General features: G+C 48.9%; 15 protein-coding genes. 9 read left to right on the top strand and 6 right to left on the bottom strand.

All coding sequences use genetic code 11. From position 1 onward, the window contains the following. Positions 1-36 precede the first annotated feature (36 nt). The 3 genes from BUB43_RS01870 to BUB43_RS01860 all read right to left on the bottom strand — a co-directional run bounded on the left by BUB43_RS01870 (position 37) and on the right by BUB43_RS01860 (position 4,058). Complete coding sequence (locus BUB43_RS01870; RefSeq protein ID WP_073177757.1) at positions 37-807, bottom strand: hypothetical protein; 771 nt, start codon at positions 805-807, stop codon at positions 37-39. Between the two features lie 65 nt (positions 808-872). Further along, entirely contained in the window at positions 873-3,002 is a 2,130-nt protein-coding gene (locus BUB43_RS01865) for a TonB-dependent receptor (RefSeq protein ID WP_073177755.1), read from the bottom strand. A 276-nt stretch (positions 3,003-3,278) separates the two neighbouring features. Continuing rightward, on the bottom strand, positions 3,279-4,058 hold the full coding sequence (locus BUB43_RS01860; RefSeq protein ID WP_073177753.1) for a WG repeat-containing protein: 780 nt from the start codon (positions 4,056-4,058) through the stop codon (positions 3,279-3,281). A gap of 163 nt (positions 4,059-4,221) precedes the next feature. Here BUB43_RS01860 and BUB43_RS01855 point away from each other — a divergent pair, with 163 nt between their 5' ends. After that, positions 4,222-6,501, top strand: a complete 2,280-nt coding sequence (locus BUB43_RS01855; protein ID WP_073177751.1) for an aconitate hydratase — start codon at positions 4,222-4,224, stop codon at positions 6,499-6,501. Positions 6,502-6,552: 51 nt separating this feature from the next. Here the strand turns inward: BUB43_RS01855 and BUB43_RS01850 are convergent, their stop codons facing one another. From BUB43_RS01850 to BUB43_RS01840, 3 genes are read right to left on the bottom strand one after another with little or no spacing between them, the layout of a single operon-like run. Next, positions 6,553-7,239 (bottom strand): RluA family pseudouridine synthase, encoded by a 687-nt coding sequence (locus BUB43_RS01850; protein ID WP_073177750.1) that lies wholly within the window; start codon positions 7,237-7,239, stop codon positions 6,553-6,555. A 12-nt stretch (positions 7,240-7,251) separates the two neighbouring features. Beyond that, positions 7,252-8,067: a 3-methyl-2-oxobutanoate hydroxymethyltransferase gene (gene panB / locus BUB43_RS01845; RefSeq protein WP_073177748.1), complete on the bottom strand. Its 816-nt coding sequence runs from the start codon at positions 8,065-8,067 to the stop codon at positions 7,252-7,254. 37 nt (positions 8,068-8,104) lie between these two features. Further along, complete coding sequence (locus BUB43_RS01840; RefSeq protein ID WP_073177746.1) at positions 8,105-8,815, bottom strand: Crp/Fnr family transcriptional regulator; 711 nt, start codon at positions 8,813-8,815, stop codon at positions 8,105-8,107. 75 nt (positions 8,816-8,890) lie between these two features. Between BUB43_RS01840 and BUB43_RS01835 the strand changes: the two genes are divergently transcribed. The 8 genes from BUB43_RS01835 (at position 8,891) to BUB43_RS01800 (ending at position 17,661) form a co-directional block, all read left to right on the top strand. Further along, the gene (locus BUB43_RS01835; protein ID WP_073177744.1) at positions 8,891-11,284 is read left to right on the top strand and encodes a heavy metal translocating P-type ATPase; all 2,394 of its coding nucleotides are present in this window, start codon (positions 8,891-8,893) and stop codon (positions 11,282-11,284) included. An 85-nt stretch (positions 11,285-11,369) separates the two neighbouring features. Further along, positions 11,370-11,594: a cbb3-type cytochrome oxidase assembly protein CcoS gene (gene ccoS, locus BUB43_RS01830; RefSeq protein WP_073177742.1), complete on the top strand. Its 225-nt coding sequence runs from the start codon at positions 11,370-11,372 to the stop codon at positions 11,592-11,594. Continuing rightward, positions 11,575-13,854, top strand: coding sequence for a cytochrome-c oxidase, cbb3-type subunit I (gene ccoN, locus BUB43_RS01825; RefSeq protein WP_073177740.1), 2,280 nt, complete (start codon positions 11,575-11,577; stop codon positions 13,852-13,854). Before ccoS ends, ccoN begins: the two co-directional genes overlap by 20 nt. Positions 13,855-13,899: 45 nt before the next feature. Then, on the top strand, positions 13,900-14,058 hold the full coding sequence (locus BUB43_RS01820; RefSeq protein WP_392437316.1) for a cbb3-type cytochrome oxidase subunit 3: 159 nt from the start codon (positions 13,900-13,902) through the stop codon (positions 14,056-14,058). After that, on the top strand, positions 14,055-14,939 hold the full coding sequence (locus BUB43_RS01815; RefSeq protein WP_073177736.1) for a cbb3-type cytochrome c oxidase N-terminal domain-containing protein: 885 nt from the start codon (positions 14,055-14,057) through the stop codon (positions 14,937-14,939). The genes BUB43_RS01820 and BUB43_RS01815 overlap by 4 nt, the downstream gene beginning before the upstream one ends. A 78-nt stretch (positions 14,940-15,017) precedes the next feature. Continuing rightward, positions 15,018-16,472: a cytochrome c oxidase accessory protein CcoG gene (gene ccoG, locus BUB43_RS01810; protein ID WP_073177735.1), complete on the top strand. Its 1,455-nt coding sequence runs from the start codon at positions 15,018-15,020 to the stop codon at positions 16,470-16,472. A gap of 2 nt (positions 16,473-16,474) precedes the next feature. Continuing rightward, positions 16,475-16,936: a FixH family protein gene (locus BUB43_RS01805; protein WP_073177733.1), complete on the top strand. Its 462-nt coding sequence runs from the start codon at positions 16,475-16,477 to the stop codon at positions 16,934-16,936. Next, entirely contained in the window at positions 16,921-17,661 is a 741-nt protein-coding gene (locus BUB43_RS01800) for a sulfite exporter TauE/SafE family protein (RefSeq protein WP_073177731.1), read from the top strand. The genes BUB43_RS01805 and BUB43_RS01800 overlap by 16 nt, the downstream gene beginning before the upstream one ends. Positions 17,662-17,664: the final 3 nt, after the last annotated feature.

Raw genomic sequence — 17,664 nt, 5'->3', positions numbered from 1 at the left:
ACCTAGGACAGAAAAAAGCCTGAATTCAGGCTTTTTTTATTTTGTGGTAATTACGATTTTTTTATCTTTATTTTCCAGTTTTTCGGGATTCAGCAGGTCGTTGGTGCGGAGCGTTACCTTCACGGTTTTATTATCCACTTGCTGAACAAAATCGTGTCTTCCTGCAATATCTTTTATCGGCCTTTGAAATTTTAATGTGGCAGAGATATCGGCATTAAACATTCGCATCATTCCTGCCATCCCCTCTGCCATTTTTCTGCCGTACATCTGCAGGGAATCCCGCTTTGTCTCTGGCTGTTTCCCTGGAAATCTTCCTCTGTCCTCCGCCATAATGCCAAGCATCCCCAAATCGAATTTCTCGGTATCAATGGTAAGCGTTCTGCCGTCCCAGTTGGCAAAATTTTGGAGAGGAAGATTCTTCATCTCGCGGCTTTGGGAAAACATTTTATTAATCTCGTCCTGGCTCATTTTATCATATTTCAGCGAGATGCCTGCCACCTCGTTCTGCTCATTATTCAGCTTTACGAAAACTTTTTTCAGCACCGCTGCAGAGTCTCCATTCAGAATAATCCTGTTATCTTTCTGAATATCATAAAGGCTTTTCCAGTCGTGGGTCAGTCCTTTGGTTTGAGCAGATAAATCGCCCCTGTTGTACATATTCAGCATCTGAATCATCCCCTGATCCATAAGGATCTTGGTCTCCATACTCGTAGTGGCATCTTTGTAAAAGGTAGATTCTGAATTGACTGAGCAGGAAGTAAGCAACAGCAGCAAGGCAGCGCAAGCCAGATAAAGGTATTTTTTCATTATAAAAAGTTTCGAATGACTACCATCAAAACGAATACCAAAAGTGTAACCTCCTCAATATCAGGCTATTTTCTGTTGGTGAATTTTACGGTAACCCCAGCTAGGAAATTCGTTCCCGCCTGGGCGTAGTAGTAAGGTGCGGCATCATAAACATAGCCGTTGGAAACATATTTCTTGTCAAAAATATTATTTACCAAAAGCTTGATGTCGAGATCCACCTTGTTGAGCGGCAGAGTATAGCGCGCGTTGGCATCGGCGAGGAAGAAATCATCCAATTTCAGTGCATCGTTCTGCGTATTGTCCAGGTACTGGCTGCCCACATATTTTCCCTGCATCCCGAAGGAGAGTCCTTTCGCAGGTTTCAGGCTAAAGCCGAGATTCCCGATGAATTTTGGTGAGAAGGAGATGTCCGTATTCCCGAGATTCACCGCGCCGGCATCGGTTTCCACTTTAAAGTCTTTGTTTTTATTCTCGCTCCAGGTAAGGTTTCCGGAGAGGCTCAGCATATCGGAGATGTTTGCCAGCGCACCAATCTCAACGCCGGTTCTGTAGCTTTTCCCGGAATTTTCGCGGATGAAGGCCCCCACATTGTTAATGGCGCCCGTCAGCACCAGCTGGTCGGTATACTGCATATAATACAGGTTGGCAGTGAAAGAGAAATTCCCGAAAGATTTCTCCACCCCGGCTTCGTAGTCGTACAGGCGCTCCGCTTTGGTTTCAGGATTGGCGAGGAGATCTTCGCGGTTCGGCTCGCGGTGCGCCACCGCAGCGGAAAGGAAGGCCTTGCCCGCAGGGAATCTGTAGCTGATGCCGGCTTTCGGGTTGAAGAAAGTCCAGTTTTTATCCATATTTGCCCCATCTTCCGGATGCTCCAGGAGGATCTTCGTATCATAGTCGATATTGCGCAGCTGCAGGTCGCCGAATATCTCGAAATCATCCAACGCGTACACAGCCTTGGCAAAACCGGAGATTTCGTTTTTTACGGAGCGGTTCCTGTAATATTCGTGTTCGAAAATCTGCGGAAGCGCCACGCCGCTAACATTTCCGTAGTGCCTGCCGTAGTACTGGTTGGCCACCAAGCCGAAGTTCAGGTCTAAATTCCCCGTGTTGCCATATAGGGTGGATACGATGCCGTAGAAATCATTGTTCAGCCATTTTTTCCGGATAAAGTCGGCATAGCCCAGCCCAGTAACATCCGCTAGGCCGTAATTGGCAAACTCCTGCCCTTGCATATAATTTTCGAAATAGCCTTTGCCTTTGGTATAATGCAGGGTGGTTTCCAGATTCCACCGGTCAGAGAATTTCTGGCCCCAGAGGAGCTGGTAGTGGTTCTGCTTGTAATCATCAACTTCATTGTCATAAAACCCGACAATTTCCGACCAATCCTCGTTGTAGATTGCCCCGCCGAAGTTAAATTTCGGGTTAGTAAGCCAGGTCTCGCGGTCTATACCGTTCCAGGCCTGGTAGGTAATCTCCTTCCCGCCGAAGGCCATAAAGCGCAGCCTGGTGTCCCCCGCCTCGAAGAGTGCGGTGCCGTTGTAAGAATCAAGGTTGGATGTGGCACGGTCGATGTATCCGTCGCTCTTTATCTTTGTATAGCGCCCCATCAGGCTCAGCTTCCCGTCGAGGAGTTTGCCGGAGTTTATCTCCCCGGCATATTTTTGAGTGTTAAATGAGCCGTAGGAATTGTCGATTTTCGCAGAAAAAACTTCCTCTGGGTCTTTGGAAATTACATTCACGCTGGCACCGAATGCCGATACGCCGTTACTGGAAGTGCCCACGCCGCGCTGGATCACCACCTGCGAGGCGGAACTCATCAGATCCGGAACATCTACGAAGAAGGTGCCCTGGGATTCGGAGTCGTTGTACGGCACGCCGTTCATCATCACATTAATGGCATTGCCGCCCACCCCGCGGATGCGGAATCCCGTGTAGCCCACGCCGTTGCCGGCATCGGAGGTCGTCACTACCGACATCTGGTTGCCCAGCAAAATGGGCAGGTCCTGCCCAAGGTTCTTCACGGCGAGGTCGCGCTCCACACTGATGATTTCCTTCGCGACGGGCAGCCGCCTGATGAGCTGCACCTCCTGTATCTGCTTCTCGCGGATGCTGTCGCTGCTGATTCTTTCCTTCTGCGCCTGTGCGAAGAACACTGCCGGGCTTGCGCAAAGTCCCAAAATAAGAAATCCTTTCATTCTATAAATTTTTTAAAATTATTGAATAAAAGGAGCTTCGCAGTGCAGCGTTTTGAAAAAATATAACGGTTTACCAATTTTTCCAGGCAAGAAATCCCGCCCGAAAATTGTTATATGTTAAATCAGTAAAATGCTACATTCAACCGATTTCCCTAAACGGCATTACCCGTTCCAGGTTCTATGGGTGTAATCTCAGCCGCCTTTGCAGCACCCCTTTATTCAGCGGCAAATTTAGAAAATATTTGTTAAAAAAGTATTAAAATCGTTGAAAGAAAATCACTTTCCCAAGATGCGGTTGCTGGCGTCCACGAAAAAGTAGTTTTTATTATCCTTCGTCACCTCGAATAGCCGCGCGATTTTCCAGCTGTAGTTCCGCTTAATGTCCTCATACTCAAACGGGATTATGATTTTGCCGTGTTTATCTATCACGCCGAAGCGGTCCTTGTACGCGGCTATGATCATCGGGTTCTCAAGATCATCGCCTTCCAGCACATGCAGGTATTGGAATTGTGGGTAGATGCTGTACTGCCGGTAGTCGCTCTCATCCTTGAAAATTTCGTCTTCTATCAGCCCGTAGAACCCCGCTTTTACATAAGCGTGGTACTTTTGTTTTTTAAATTCCGCCGGGCATTTGCCGAGGTCTTCGTCTTTAAATTTATAAACTTTTTTTCCATTCTTGTCGATGCGGTAGTCCCCTGCCGCATCCCGCACGGAGGCATACTCGCCGCTGCCGTACTTCCTTGCCTGCTCCCTCGGGGAGTGCAGCAGGGTGCAGTCTTCATAGAAAAAACCCACATTGGAGTAGGTATTTGGGATAATGATTTTCCCCGACTGGTTTTTAAAGCCCATCTTCCCGTTTTCTTTAAAAGGAAGCAGGGCCGGCACGCTGTCGTTTATTTTTGCTAAATCCTGGGATTTAGCGGTGGGCATTCCCTGTTTTGCAGAAGTTTTCGCTGCAGAGGTTTTGCTCCGAGCACTCGCGGCAGAGGGTTTTTTCGCCTGAGCATTCAGCGAGATGGAGGCGGTAAAACTCAAGAAAAAGATTAAGCGCTTCATTATAGAGGCAAATTTAGGAAATCTTCCACAGCTTTTTTTGGCGTGCCTATCTTTAAGGCAGGCATTATTTATAAAGAATCTAAATGTAATAATTTTTGAATGAGAAAGTTCATATTTTGTATATTTGTTGATAATTTTTGGTAAATAAAAAAACATCATTACTATGACTTTCGATATTGATATGATTAAGAAGGTGTACGAGCGGTATCCGGCAAGGATAGAGGCAGCCCGCAAGGTTGTGAACCGCCCGCTTACGCTTGCTGAGAAGATCCTTTACACCCACCTTTGGCAGGGCGAGGCTACGGAAACTTTCGAGCGTGGAAATTCTTATGTGGATTTCGCGCCGGACCGCGTAGCAATGCAGGATGCCACAGCACAAATGGCGCTACTGCAGTTTATGCAGGCTGGCCGAAAAAAGGTAGCCGTACCTTCCACAGCGCACGCCGATCACCTAATCCAGGCAAGGGTAGGTGCAGAGCAGGATTTGCAGGAAGGCATCAACAAAAACTCGGAGGTTTTCAATTTCCTTAGCTCCGTATGCGATAAATACGGCATCGGCTTCTGGAAGCCAGGTGCAGGGATCATTCATCAGGTGGTCTTAGAAAATTATGCATTCCCTGGCGGTATGATGATAGGCACCGATTCTCACACGGTAAATGCCGGCGGCTTAGGAATGGTGGCCATAGGTGTAGGTGGTGCTGATGCGGTGGATGTAATGGCCGGAATGCCGTGGGAACTGAAGATGCCGAAACTTATCGGCGTGAAACTTACCGGCAGAATGAATGGCTGGACCTCAGCAAAGGATGTCATCCTGAAAGTTTCGGGAATCCTTACCGTAAAAGGTGGTACCGGCTGCATCGTGGAATATTTTGGCGAGGGTGCAAAATCCCTTTCTGCCACCGGAAAAGGCACCATCTGTAATATGGGTGCGGAAATTGGGGCTACAACTTCCACCTTTGGCTACGATGATGCGATGCGCCGCTACCTTGCTGCCACGGGCAGACAGGATGTGGTGGATGCTGCCGATCAAATTGCGGAGCACCTGACTGGTGACCCTGAGGTTTACGAAAATCCGGAGCAATACTTTGACCAATTAATTGAAATTAATCTGGATGAATTGACACCGCACCTGAACGGGCCGTTCACACCGGATCTGGCTACGCCAGTTGCAGAATTCCGCGAGAAGGCGGAAGCGAACGATTGGCCACTGGATGTGGAGTGGGCGCTGATTGGTTCCTGCACAAACTCATCTTACGAAGACCTTTCCCGCGCAGCTTCCATCGTGGAAGATGCCGTGGCAAAAGGCGTGAAGCCTAAAGCAATACTGGGCATCAACCCTGGTTCTGAGCAGGTGAAATTCACCGCAGAAAGAGATGGCTTCCTCAATTCATTCCGCAAATTTGAAAACGCGAGAATCTTCACCAACGCCTGCGGTCCGTGCATCGGGCAATGGGACAGGGAAGGTGCGGAGAAAGGCGAAAAGAACTCCATCATCCATTCTTTTAACAGAAACTTCGCGAAAAGGGCGGACGGCAACCCAAACACGCACGCTTTCGTAGCATCGCCAGAAATGGTGGCTGCCGTGGCAATATCCGGAAGGCTGGATTTTAACCCGATAACTGATACGCTGACGAACGAAGCCGGAGAGCAGGTGAAACTAAACGAGCCGAGCGGCTACGAACTTCCTGAGAAAGGTTTCGATGTGGATGACAACGGCTATCAGGCGCCTTCTGAAGATGGCTCGAATGTTCAGGTAATTGTAGATCCGAATTCTGACCGCCTTCAGTTGCTGGAGCCTTTCCAACCTTGGGACGGGCAGAACATTACCGGTGCGAAAGTTCTGATTAAAGCTTTCGGGAAATGTACTACAGACCATATTTCGATGGCTGGGCCTTGGCTGAAATACCGCGGGCATCTGGATAATATTTCCAACAATATGCTGATTGGCGCGGTGAATGCCTACAATATGGAAACCAATAAAGTGAAAAACCAGCTGACTGGTGAGTACGGCGAAGTGCCTGCGGTTCAGCGGGAATACAAGGCAAACGGCGTTCCGTCCATCGTTGTGGGCGACGAGAACTACGGCGAAGGCTCTTCCAGGGAGCACGCTGCGATGGAGCCGAGACACCTTGGCGTGAAGGCTGTTCTGGTAAAATCTTTTGCGAGAATCCACGAAACGAACTTGAAAAAGCAGGGTATGCTGGCGCTGACTTTTGACAATAAGGACGACTACGATAAAATTCAGGAAGATGATACCGTGAACTTCCTTGACCTGAATCAGTTCGCACCTGGTAAGCCGCTGACTTTGGAATTCATCCACAGCGATGGCACAAAAGATACCGTGATTGCCAACCATACCTACAACGAACAGCAGGTAGGCTGGTTCCGTGCAGGCTCTGCCTTGAACCTTATCGCTGAAGAAGCGAAGAGAAACCTGGCATAATTTCGATTGGTAAAAATTGAAAATCCCGGTGGAAATTCTGTCGGGATGTTTTTATTCCTCTGAATGCTCGGCAACTCTCCATGCCGCATCATTCTGCGGAACAGGGGCAGTGACTTCTATACTCTCCTTCGAGACAGGGTGTACGAATGACAGCTTCCTGGCAAGGAGAGAAATACCCCCATCCGGATTGGAGCGTGGTGCGCCGTATTTTAAATCGCCTTTTATCGGGATGCCAATCTGCGAAAGCTGCGCACGAATCTGGTGGTGCCTTCCGGTTTCCAGATCGATTTCCAGAAGCCGGTAATTATCAAGCGTTTTCAGAATTCTGTAAGTGAGGATGGCTTCCTTCGCGCCTTCGGTAGCGTATGGGAAAACAATTGCTTTATTGTTTTTCTCATTTTTCTTCAGGTAGTGTACCAGCCGCTGCTGCTGCGGCATCGGCTCTTTGCCCACGAGTGCCCAGTAAATTTTCCGGATTTCACGGTTTTTTACCATCTGTGTCAGCCGCGAAAGCGCCTTTGATGTTTTGGCAAAAATCACGAGCCCCGAGGTAGGCCTGTCGATGCGGTGCACCAGCCCCAGGAAAACATTGCCGGGTTTTTCATCGCGGATTTTAATGTGGTTTTTCAGCAAATCCAGCAGAGATTCATCACCGGTTTTATCGCCCTGCACCAGCTGCCCGGCCTTTTTGTTGATGATGAGGAGGTGGTTGTCTTCGTAGATAATCTGTTCCTGCATTAGAAAAACTGATCAGTAACTCTCTTTTTCGTTCGGGAAATTACCGCTTTTCACATCCCCGTCAAATCTGGACACTGCCGCGCTGACTTCATCAAAAAGATTCAGGTACTGTCGCAGGAATTTCGGTTTGAAGCCCTTATTCATCCCAACAAAATCCTGAAAAACCAGCACTTGCCCATCGCAACCTGCGCCTGCCCCGATGCCGATTGTAGGAATGCTTAGGCTTTCGCTCACCTTCCGCGCAAGTTCTGCAGGTATTTTTTCCAAAACAATGGCAAAGCAACCGAGGCTCTCATGCAATTTCGCATCGCGCAGCAGCTTCTCCGCCTCTGCCTCATCTTTTGCGCGCAGCCCGTACCCGCCAAACTGATGTACCGACTGAGGCGTAAGCCCAAGATGCCCTACCACCGGGATCCCTGCTTTTAGGATTCTTTCCAGTGATTCCGAAATCTCGCTCCCGCCTTCCAGTTTCAGCGCCTGCGCACCGCCTTCCTTCATCATCCTTACGGCGGATTCCAGGGCCTTTTCAGGGCTTCCCTGATAGGTGCCGAATGGAAGGTCCGCTACTACGAGTGCCCGTTTTGTGCCGCGGACTACGCACTGCGTGTGGTAGATCATCTGGTCTAGGGTGATAGGCAGCGTAGTCTCAAAACCTGCCATCACATTGGCGGCAGAATCGCCCACGAGTATAGTGTCGATGCCGCCTGCATCCAGGATTTTGGCGGTGGTAAAATCGTAGGCGGTAAGCATGGAGATCTTCTCGCCGCGCCGTTTCATTTCCCGGAAGGTTTCAGTAGTGATTTTTTTTATTTCGGAGTGTACGGACATTTTTCGTGAATGGAAAAATTAAGATTAAAATAAATGCCTACTGAACATGCGCCAGCTTTCTGAGCTTCTCGTGGTTGATGATTTTTATTTTTCTGCCGTCGGTCTGGATCAGTTTATCGGATTTAAATTCAGAAATGAGGCGGATGGCGCTCTCCGTGGCGGTGCCCACCAGGTTGGCGATTTCCTCCCTTGTTAGTGAGATTTTTATGTAGCCCTCCTGGTCAGCCCCAAGTTTGTGCTCCAGAAGCAGCAGCACCTCAGCGAGTCTTTCTCGTACCGTTTTCTGAGCGAGGAAGGTAATGGTTTTGGAAGATTCTCCCAGTTCGTAAGCGATTTTCTGAAGCATTGCGTAGGAGATTTTTGGATCTTCCTCCAGTAATTTCAGAAACACGGCAGCGGGAACGAAGGTCGCGGAAACATCATTCATCGCCTCGGCCCGCGCCTGGAAATCCTCCCCGCTGAGGATGGAGCGGTAGCCTACCAGATCGCCTTCCTTTATGAACCTGAGAATCTGGTCTTTCCCGAAAGTCCCTGATTTAGAGAGCTTTATAGTCCCTTTGGTGATGAAGTAAACGCCTTTCGGAAACTCCCCGTCGTCGAAGATACACTCGCCTTTTTTATAGGTTTTTTCTTTAAGAGAATTGCTGGCAAGGTCGTAGGTTTCCTGATCAAGGCTGGTGCGCAGGCGCTCAAAATCGAAGGCTTCGCGCAGGTTTTTTTCTATAGTTTGCTGTTGCTGGAGTGACATCTCGGTTTTAGATGATAATTGTCACAAATGTAGCCAAATTTTTAAACTCATTCAAATTTAGGCTAATTTTGCAGCGTGGAATCCCGAACAGTTGCAGAGGAAAAATGCTACCATTGTGGTTTGGAAATAGGCCGAGAGCGGATACTTTTCGATGAGAAAACATTTTGCTGCCAGGGCTGCAAATCGGTATACGAAATTCTAAACCTGAACAATCTTGAGAATTTTTACTCGCTGAACAGGCACTCCGGGGTGCGCCCGGATACCAACCTCTCCCAATTTGATTACCTGGATACCCCGGAAGTTTTCGAAAAGCTTATCGACTTCTCAGACGGCGGCACGGCGATAGTGACCTTCAAAATCCCCGTAATCCACTGCACATCCTGCATCTGGCTGCTGGAAAGCCTGCCGAGCATCCATCCGGATATTAAGTTTACCCAGGTAAATTTTACAAAAAAAACCTTGCAGGTTTCCTTCAATCAGGAGAAAATGAACCTGAGCGATGTGGCAAAATACCTCGCAAGCCTCGGCTACAAGCCTGCGATCTCGCTGGAATCCTCCGAGAAAAAACCGGAGAAAATAGACCGCAGCCTGATCATAAAATTCGGCGTGGCTGCCTTCGCCTTCGGCAATGCGATGTTCTTCAGCATCCCGGAATATGTGCAGGACGGGGAGTTCTGGATCAGCCGCTACAAAAATCTCTTCCGCCTGGCGGGCTTCCTGCTGGCCACGCCGGTGGTGTTTTACAGCGCTTCGGGCTATTTTAAATCCGCCTGGTATGGCTTGAAAAATAAGGTGGTAAACATCGATGTGCCTATATCTCTCGGCATTGCGGTTCTCTACCTGCGCAGCATCTACGAAGTGCTCGCCGACTATGGCCCGGGCTATTTCGATACGCTCTGCGGGCTGCTCTTCTTTATGCTTTTAGGCAAAATATTCCAGCAGAGGACTTACAGCGCCCTGACTTACGACCGCGATTACAAATCCTTTTACCCTATCGCCGTTACGAAAATCGCTAATGGCTCACAGCAGAATGTGCTGCTCTCGGATCTGCAGGTGGGCGACAGGATCTTGGTAAGGAATCAGGAAATCATCCCCGTAGATGCGGTGCTCATTAATGGCGAGGCAAATATAGACAACAGTTTCATCACTGGAGAGAGCGCTGCCGTCCCGAAGAATCCCGGGGATAAAATCTATGCCGGCGGCAAGCAGCTGGGCGCGGTGCTGGAGCTGGAGGTGGTAAAGAATGTGGACCAGAGCTACCTCACACAGCTATGGAACAAGGACGCCTTCCGGAAGAAGGAAACCGGGCTGGATACGGTGATCAACCGCATCAGCAAGTATTTTACTTTTGTGATTCTCGGCATCACTGCGCTTGCGGCGCTGTATTGGTTCAGGATCGATGCCGGCCGGGCGTGGCAGGTAGTTTCTGCAATCCTCATCGTGGCGTGCCCGTGCGCCCTCGCCCTCGCGGCGCCATTCACGCTGGGCCATGTGATGCGCATCCTCGGCAGGCACCGTTTTTATGTAAAAGATACCCACACGATAGAAAAACTCTCCGGGGTGGATACGCTGGTTTTCGACAAGACGGGGACCATCACCCACAGTAAGAAATCGGAAATCCAGTATGCAGGCAAAGAGCTGCCGAAGGAAACTCTTGAGGATTTAAAATCATTGCTTAAGAATTCCACGCACCCATTGTCCAAGGCGCTATACGAGCATCTGGCAGTGGAAGATCCGTACCTCCCGGCAGAAAATTTTGCGGAAATCCCCGGCAAGGGCTACTCGGCGGAGGTGCGCGGGAACGCCTACACGGTGGGCTCCGCGTCGCTAAGCGGCCAGCAGGCGGAGCATCTGGAAACAGCGGTCTACATCAGCCGCGGTGGAATTTTCCTTGGTAAATTTGTCTTTAAAAATGAATACCGCCCGGGGCTGGAAGATCTTTTCTCAAGATTGAAAAATTACAAAATCCACATCCTTAGCGGAGATAACGAGGCCGAGCGGCAGAACCTTGAAAATATAGTGCCCCGTGGCTCTAAGATGGCCTTCGACCAAAGCCCTGAGGATAAGCTGGATTATATTCAGAATATTCAGAACCAGGGAGATAGGGTGGCGATGTTTGGCGACGGGCTGAACGACGCCGGCGCGCTGAAGCAGAGCGATGTGGGTATAGCGATTGCGGAAGACACCAACACCTTTACGCCGTCGTCGGATGTAATTATGCATGGCGGCGCGCTGGTGTGGGCGGATAAATTCCTGAAGATGTCCAAAGATGCAATGCGCATTGTGAAAATCACGGTGGGCATAAGCTTCCTCTACAACATCATCGGGCTGAGTTTTGCAGTCTCCGGGCATCTGTCCCCGCTGGTGGCGGCCATCCTGATGCCGGCAAGCTCCATCACGGTGGTGGTTTTTACCTCCCTTGCCTCCTGGGCTGCATCCGTAAGGAATTTTGGAGGGCGCAATATTTAGAAGCGTTATAAATTATCCGCTATGAGGAATATCATCAAATTTTATTTAATTTTGATGCCTAAAACAATATACCTTTGTTAGCCAGATGGATATACTTTACCTAATGATTATCTGCAGCGTTTCGCTTGCCGCAGTTTTTCTGGTAATATTCATCGTCAGTGCCAGGAAGGGTCAGTTTGAGGATGATGAATCGCCTGCGGTGCGCATCCTCCTGGATGATGAGGCGAAAAAGACAAAAGAGCCTGCGGCGGCGGATGCAGGAGACGGACGAAAAAACGATATAAATATAAATGGAAACACAAAAGTTTAGGTATGACAACACCATCGTGCGAGCCTTCCTCTGGGCTACGATTGTGTTTGGCCTTGTAGGCTTCCTGCTGGGGCTTACGGCTGCTTTGATGCTATTTTATCCCGAGCTGCCGGAATTTCTTTTCGGTACGGATGACCCGACGATTAAAAGTCTTGCGGCCGGAAACCTGCAAGGGCTTATTAACACCCAGGGGGCATTCGGCTTCGGGCGTATCCGGATGCTGCACACCAGCGCGGTGATTTTTGCATTCGTGGGTAATACCATATTTGCCGGCGTTTATTACTCGATGCCGCGCCTTCTCAAGACCAGGATGTACAGCGATGTGCTCTCGTGGGTGCATTTCTGGGGATGGCAGCTGATGATTGTATCGGTGGTCATTACCTTCTTCCTTGGTATTAACACTTCAAAGGAATACGCAGAGCACGAGTGGCCAATAGATATCCTGATCACTATCGTTTGGGTGATTTTCGGTATCAATATGATTGGTACCATCGCCAAGCGCCGCGTGCGCCATCTATATGTGGCTATCTGGTTCTATATGGGTACCTGGGTGGCGGTGGCGATGCTGCATATTTTTAACAACCTGGAAGTTCCGCTGACATTCACGGGGTGGAAATCTTACTCCGCATATGCCGGCGTAAAAGATGCCCTAGTGCAGTGGTGGTACGGGCACAATGCCGTGGCGTTCTTCCTTACTACGCCCGTGCTTGGCCTGATGTATTACTTCCTGCCAAAGGCTGCGGATCGTCCGGTGTTCTCTTATAAGCTATCCATTATCCACTTCTGGTCGCTTATCTTTGTCTACATTTGGGCAGGGCCGCACCACCTTCAGTACACCTCGCTCCCGGCATGGGCGCAGGCTCTCGGTACAGCATTCTCTATCATGCTGATTGCGCCGTCTTGGGGTGGTATGCTGAACGGTCTTCTTACGCTGCGCGGTGCCTGGGATAAGGTACGCGAAAACCCAGTGCTGAAATTCTTCGTGGTGGCGGTAACCTGCTACGGTATGGCAACTTTTGAAGGACCGCTTTTGGCGACTAAAACCCTTAACAAAATTGGACACTATACCGACTGGGTAATTGGGCACGTTCACTTAGGTGCTCTCGGATGGAACGGCTTTATAGCGTTCGGTATGATTTATTATCTGGTTCCTATCCTTTGGAGAACTAAGCTTTGGTCTACAAAAATGGCCAACTGGCACTTCTGGCTCGGTACGCTGGGTATTATTTTCTATGCCGTGCCGCTCTACATCGCAGGATTTACTCAGGGACTGATGTGGAAGCAGTTTAACCCGGACGGAACTCTGGTTTGGAAAAACTGGCTGGATACCGTAACTGCTATCATCCCATATTTCCAGATGAGATTCGTCGGCGGTCTGCTATACTTCATCGGTGCGGTGCTTATGACCATAAATGTGATAAAAACCGCTCAGCAAGGCTCATTCCAAAGAGAAGTTGAGGCTGAAGCACCTGCTCTGGCGAACATTACCAGCAAAAGAAAAGAGGGGGAAGGCTTCCACCTATGGCTGGAAAGAACACCTTGGTTGCTCACAACTTTAGGCTTTATCACAGTGGCCATCGGTGGTCTGGTAGAAATTGTACCTACGCTTACTATAAAAGAAAATGTACCTACAATCGCTGCTGTGAAGCCTTACTCCCCACTGGAGCTGGAAGGCAGGGATCTTTATATCAGAGAGGGATGTAATGCCTGCCACTCTCAGATGATCCGCCCGTTCCGCGATGAGGTTGTAAGATTTAACGGGAAAAACGGACAATACTCAAAGGCTGGGGAGTTCGTTTATGACAGGCCATTCCTCTGGGGCTCTAAGCGAACTGGCCCAGATTTGCACAGGCAAGGCGGTAAGAACCCGAGCTCCTGGCACTTTAAGCATATGTACAACCCGAGATCTACTTCGGCAGGTTCCATTATGCCGCGCTATCCTTGGCTAATTGCCAACACGCTGGACAGGTCTCAGATGGTAGACAAGCTTAACCTTATGAAGGATGTATTTGATGTGCCTTACTCAAAAGCAGAAATTGATTCTGCCAATGCCTGGGCAGACAATCAGGCTGCGGCAATCGTACGGGACATTTATGCGGAAGCTGCCGATGTGAAAAAATCATTTGATGAACAGAAGGCGCAGCAGGGCGGAAACTTTGTGCCGCTAGAGAAGCGAGAAATCACTGCCCTTATTGCTTATCTGCAAAGGTTGGGTACGGACATTAAAACTACTGAAGTACAGACTGCAAGCAATAATTAATTTATTTAAGATTTAAAGGTGATTCCGCAGAGCTTTAAAGATATTTTGAGTAACGGCCAAAGCCTTTACCAGATTATAGCGCTCCTTATTTTCTTCTCTTTCTTTATCGCACTGCTGTGGTATGTTTTCAGCAAGCCGAAAAAGTACTATGAAGACCAGGCGGAATTGCCTTTAGATGACGACGAAAAAAACCAACAATTATGAAACAGAGAACACCGCTTGCGGTTACAATTCTAACGCTATTCGTACTGCTCATCATTTTCTTTTATATGTTTGTGCAGAGCTCGGCATTCCTCTCATCACCGTTCTTCTGGGGTATGGTGCTGATAACTGTAATCGTTGCAATGATAAACCAGGCGCTGGGCGATCTTATAGAAAACGAACAGTTTAAAAAGCTGGATGATGAGGAAAAAAGAGAATACCTGGCTGTAAAAAACACCCCGTATTTTCAAAGACTATACAAGGCAGCTTTTAAGAAACAAACAGCCAGCGAGGAGAAGGATATCCTTATCGACCACGGCTTCGACGGGATTATGGAACTGGATAACCAGCTCCCGAAGTGGTGGCTTGGTTTATTTTACTTCGGCGTGGCGTACTGCGTTATCTACCTTATCTCGTTCTTCCTTACAGATTTTGCTAATCCGATAAAGGAATACGAAGATGAATATAAGATGCAGATAGCCGCAGTGGATGAATATATGAAAACCGTGCCTCAGGCAACGCTGGAAACAGCCGAATACAGCGCTGATAACATTGAAGAAGGTAAAGAACTCTTCCAGACGAACTGCGTTTCCTGCCATAGTGACGGCGGGCGTGGCGGTATTGGCCCCAATCTGACAGATAATTACTGGATAAACCAGGTGGAACCATCTTTGTATAAAAACATTTTCCACATTGTATGGGACGGGTCTCCAAACAACCCTTCGATGAGGGGCTTTGGTAAAAATGGGGAGCTTACCGGAAACGATATAGAAAAGATTGCAGCATATGTATATCATATTAACCAGGAGCAGGCGCCAATTACACCGGCAGAGGGTGGTGCTGCGCCTCAAGGAACCGAGGCTAACTGGGAGAAGCAGCAATAATTTTTACAAAATATAAAATCTATAAGCATAACCCGCCGCCTTGCATAGGTGGAGGGTTATGTTTCTTTGTTTTAAAATATGGCAAATCAAATCAACGAAAACCTGCGTGGCGGGCAGGGACAGGTGCTCGATCCGGAAACCTTCCGCGATTCCGTGGGTACTATGGAACAATCCGGAAAACGAAAATGGGTTTTCCCAAGGAAACCAAAGGGAAAATATACTAATTACAGGACGATTGTCGCATACTTTCTACTGGCGGTATTTTTTATTCTGCCATTTCTGAAAATCAACGGTAATCCTGTACTTATGTTCAACATATTAGACAGGGAATTCTATATTTTCGGGATGCCCTTCTACCCACAGGATTTCTCCATCCTTGCGCTCGGGGCCATTGCTTCTATAGTATTCATCATCCTGTTCACCGTAGTGTACGGCAGGATTTTCTGCGGCTGGATCTGCCCACAGACTATTTTCCTTGAAATGGTTTTCAGAAAAATAGAGTACGCCATAGAGGGCGACAGAAATAAGCAGATGAAGCTCGCCAAACAGCCTTGGAACGCTGAGAAAATCTGGAAACGCTCCCTAAAATGGGGTATCTACATCATTATATCCCTCATAGTTACACACTTCATGTTTATGTACATAGTCGGCAAGGAGGAGGTTTTAAAAATTATGAAGGAAGGGCCGCTCGCGCATCCTACCAATTTTCTGGTAATGATATTCTTTACCGCTGCGTTCTACTTCGTTTTCACCTGGTTCCGCGAGCAGGTCTGCACGCTGGTATGCCCTTATGGCAGGCTCCAGGGAGTCCTTATCGACAAGCAGACCATCAATGTTTACTACGATTATAAACGGGGAGAAAACCGAGCGAAATGGAAAAAAGGAGAGGACAGAAAGGCAGCCGGTAAGGGCGACTGTATAGACTGCCATCAGTGCGTGGTGGTATGCCCTACAGGTATCGATATCCGGAACGGGCAGCAGCTGGAGTGCGTAAACTGTACCGCGTGCATCGATGCCTGCGACGAGGTAATGACGAAAGTAGGCCTGCCGCCGGGGCTCATCCGATACGCAACAGAAGAAGAGATAGAGGAAGAAAAGCCGTTTAAATTCACCGGGAAAATGAAGGCCTACACCGCGGTGCTCGTTGGCCTGTGGGTTGCGCTCGGCGTGCTGCTGTACAACCGTGGCAGCATGGAGGCAAAATTCATAAAACCCGCCGGTTCCACATTCGTAATAAGGGACGGCAGAATCAGCAACACCTACAACTACACGCTTTTGAATAAATCGAACGAAAAAGTGGAGGTTACATTTAAAATTGAAGAGCCGGAAGGCGGGGTAATAAGCTACAGCGGCAAAAATAAAATACTGGTAGAGGGGGATAAAATCACGAAAGGCACCATAAATGTAAGCTTCCCGGAATCCCTTATAAAACTCTCCAAGCAGAACATCACCATCGGTGTGTACGACCAGAAGGGCAAAAAGATTGACGAGTATCAAACATATTTTGAAGGCCCGTTCAAAATGCAATTTTAAGTATGTTTAAAAGATTCCACTGGGGGCACGGCATCATCGCCGCCCTGGCGTCCTTCATTATTTTTATACTGGGTATGATCTTTCTCTTCCCCATAGGGAAGCAGAATGCAGAAATGGTTTCTGATAATTACTACGAGGAAGAACTCGTGTATCAGAATGTAATAGATGCAAAAAACCGCGCCGACGGACTCGCGGAGAAGCCCGAGTACAGCCAGGACAAAAGCGGCATTACCATCCGCTTCCCGGAGAGCATCAATAATTCCAACTCGAAATTCTCCTTCAACCTCTTCCGTACGGATGACCGCCGCTATGATGTAAATGCCAAAATAAAGCTGGACAAGAACAATTCAGTCTACCTTCCGGCAAAAATCCTCAAGCCTGGCAGCTACACGCTGAAAATGCTCTGGACGAAGGACGCGCTAGATTATCAGATTGATTACGATGTACTATGGATGCCCCGTTAATTTTCTCCGCTCTGGCGCTCGGCTTTGCCTCGGGATTCCACTGCATCGGTATGTGCGGGCCCATCGCGCTATCCCTCGGGCTTTCCGGGGCGAAAGCAGGGCGGCTTGTTTTAAAAAATCTGGCGTACCAGCTGGGAAGAATTTTTACCTACGCGCTGTTTGGCGCCCTGCTCGGGATCCTCGGGAAAGGGTTTGAGCTGGCCGGCCTGCAAAGCTACCTAACCATCTTCAGTGGGGCAGTTCTTATCCTTATGGCTGCTCTCTCATTCGGCGGCCAAGATTTTGTGACAAAAATTCCCCAAGTATCGGGCGTTTTGGTAAAGGTGAAAATAGCCCTTGGGAGGCAGCTGCAGAAAACAGGCTACTCCTCCAGATTCCTCACCGGCGTGCTGAATGGCCTGCTGCCCTGCGGCATGGTCTATATGGCGCTTACCGCATCGCTAGCGGCTGGTGGCATCGCAGGCGGCGCGCTCTATATGCTCCTCTTCGGGCTCGGCACGCTGCCCTTTATGTTTGCCGTAGCGCTCGCAGGCGGAATGATTTCCAAAAATTTCCGTACAGCGGTGCTGAAAATCATCCCAGTGATAATGTTCCTCCTGGGCGGGCTGTTTATACTGCGCGGGCTCGAGCTCGGGATTCCTTACATCTCCCCAAAGCCAGAGGCGCTGCAGGTTCAGCACGATCGCGATGAAGCGGGCAAAACGCAGGGCCACAGCTGTCATTAGCAG

This window comes from Cruoricaptor ignavus (assembly GCF_900141665.1).
GTDB classification, from domain to species: Bacteria; Bacteroidota; Bacteroidia; order Flavobacteriales; family Weeksellaceae; genus Cruoricaptor; species Cruoricaptor ignavus.
This window is presented reverse-complemented; position numbering and strand designations above follow the sequence as displayed.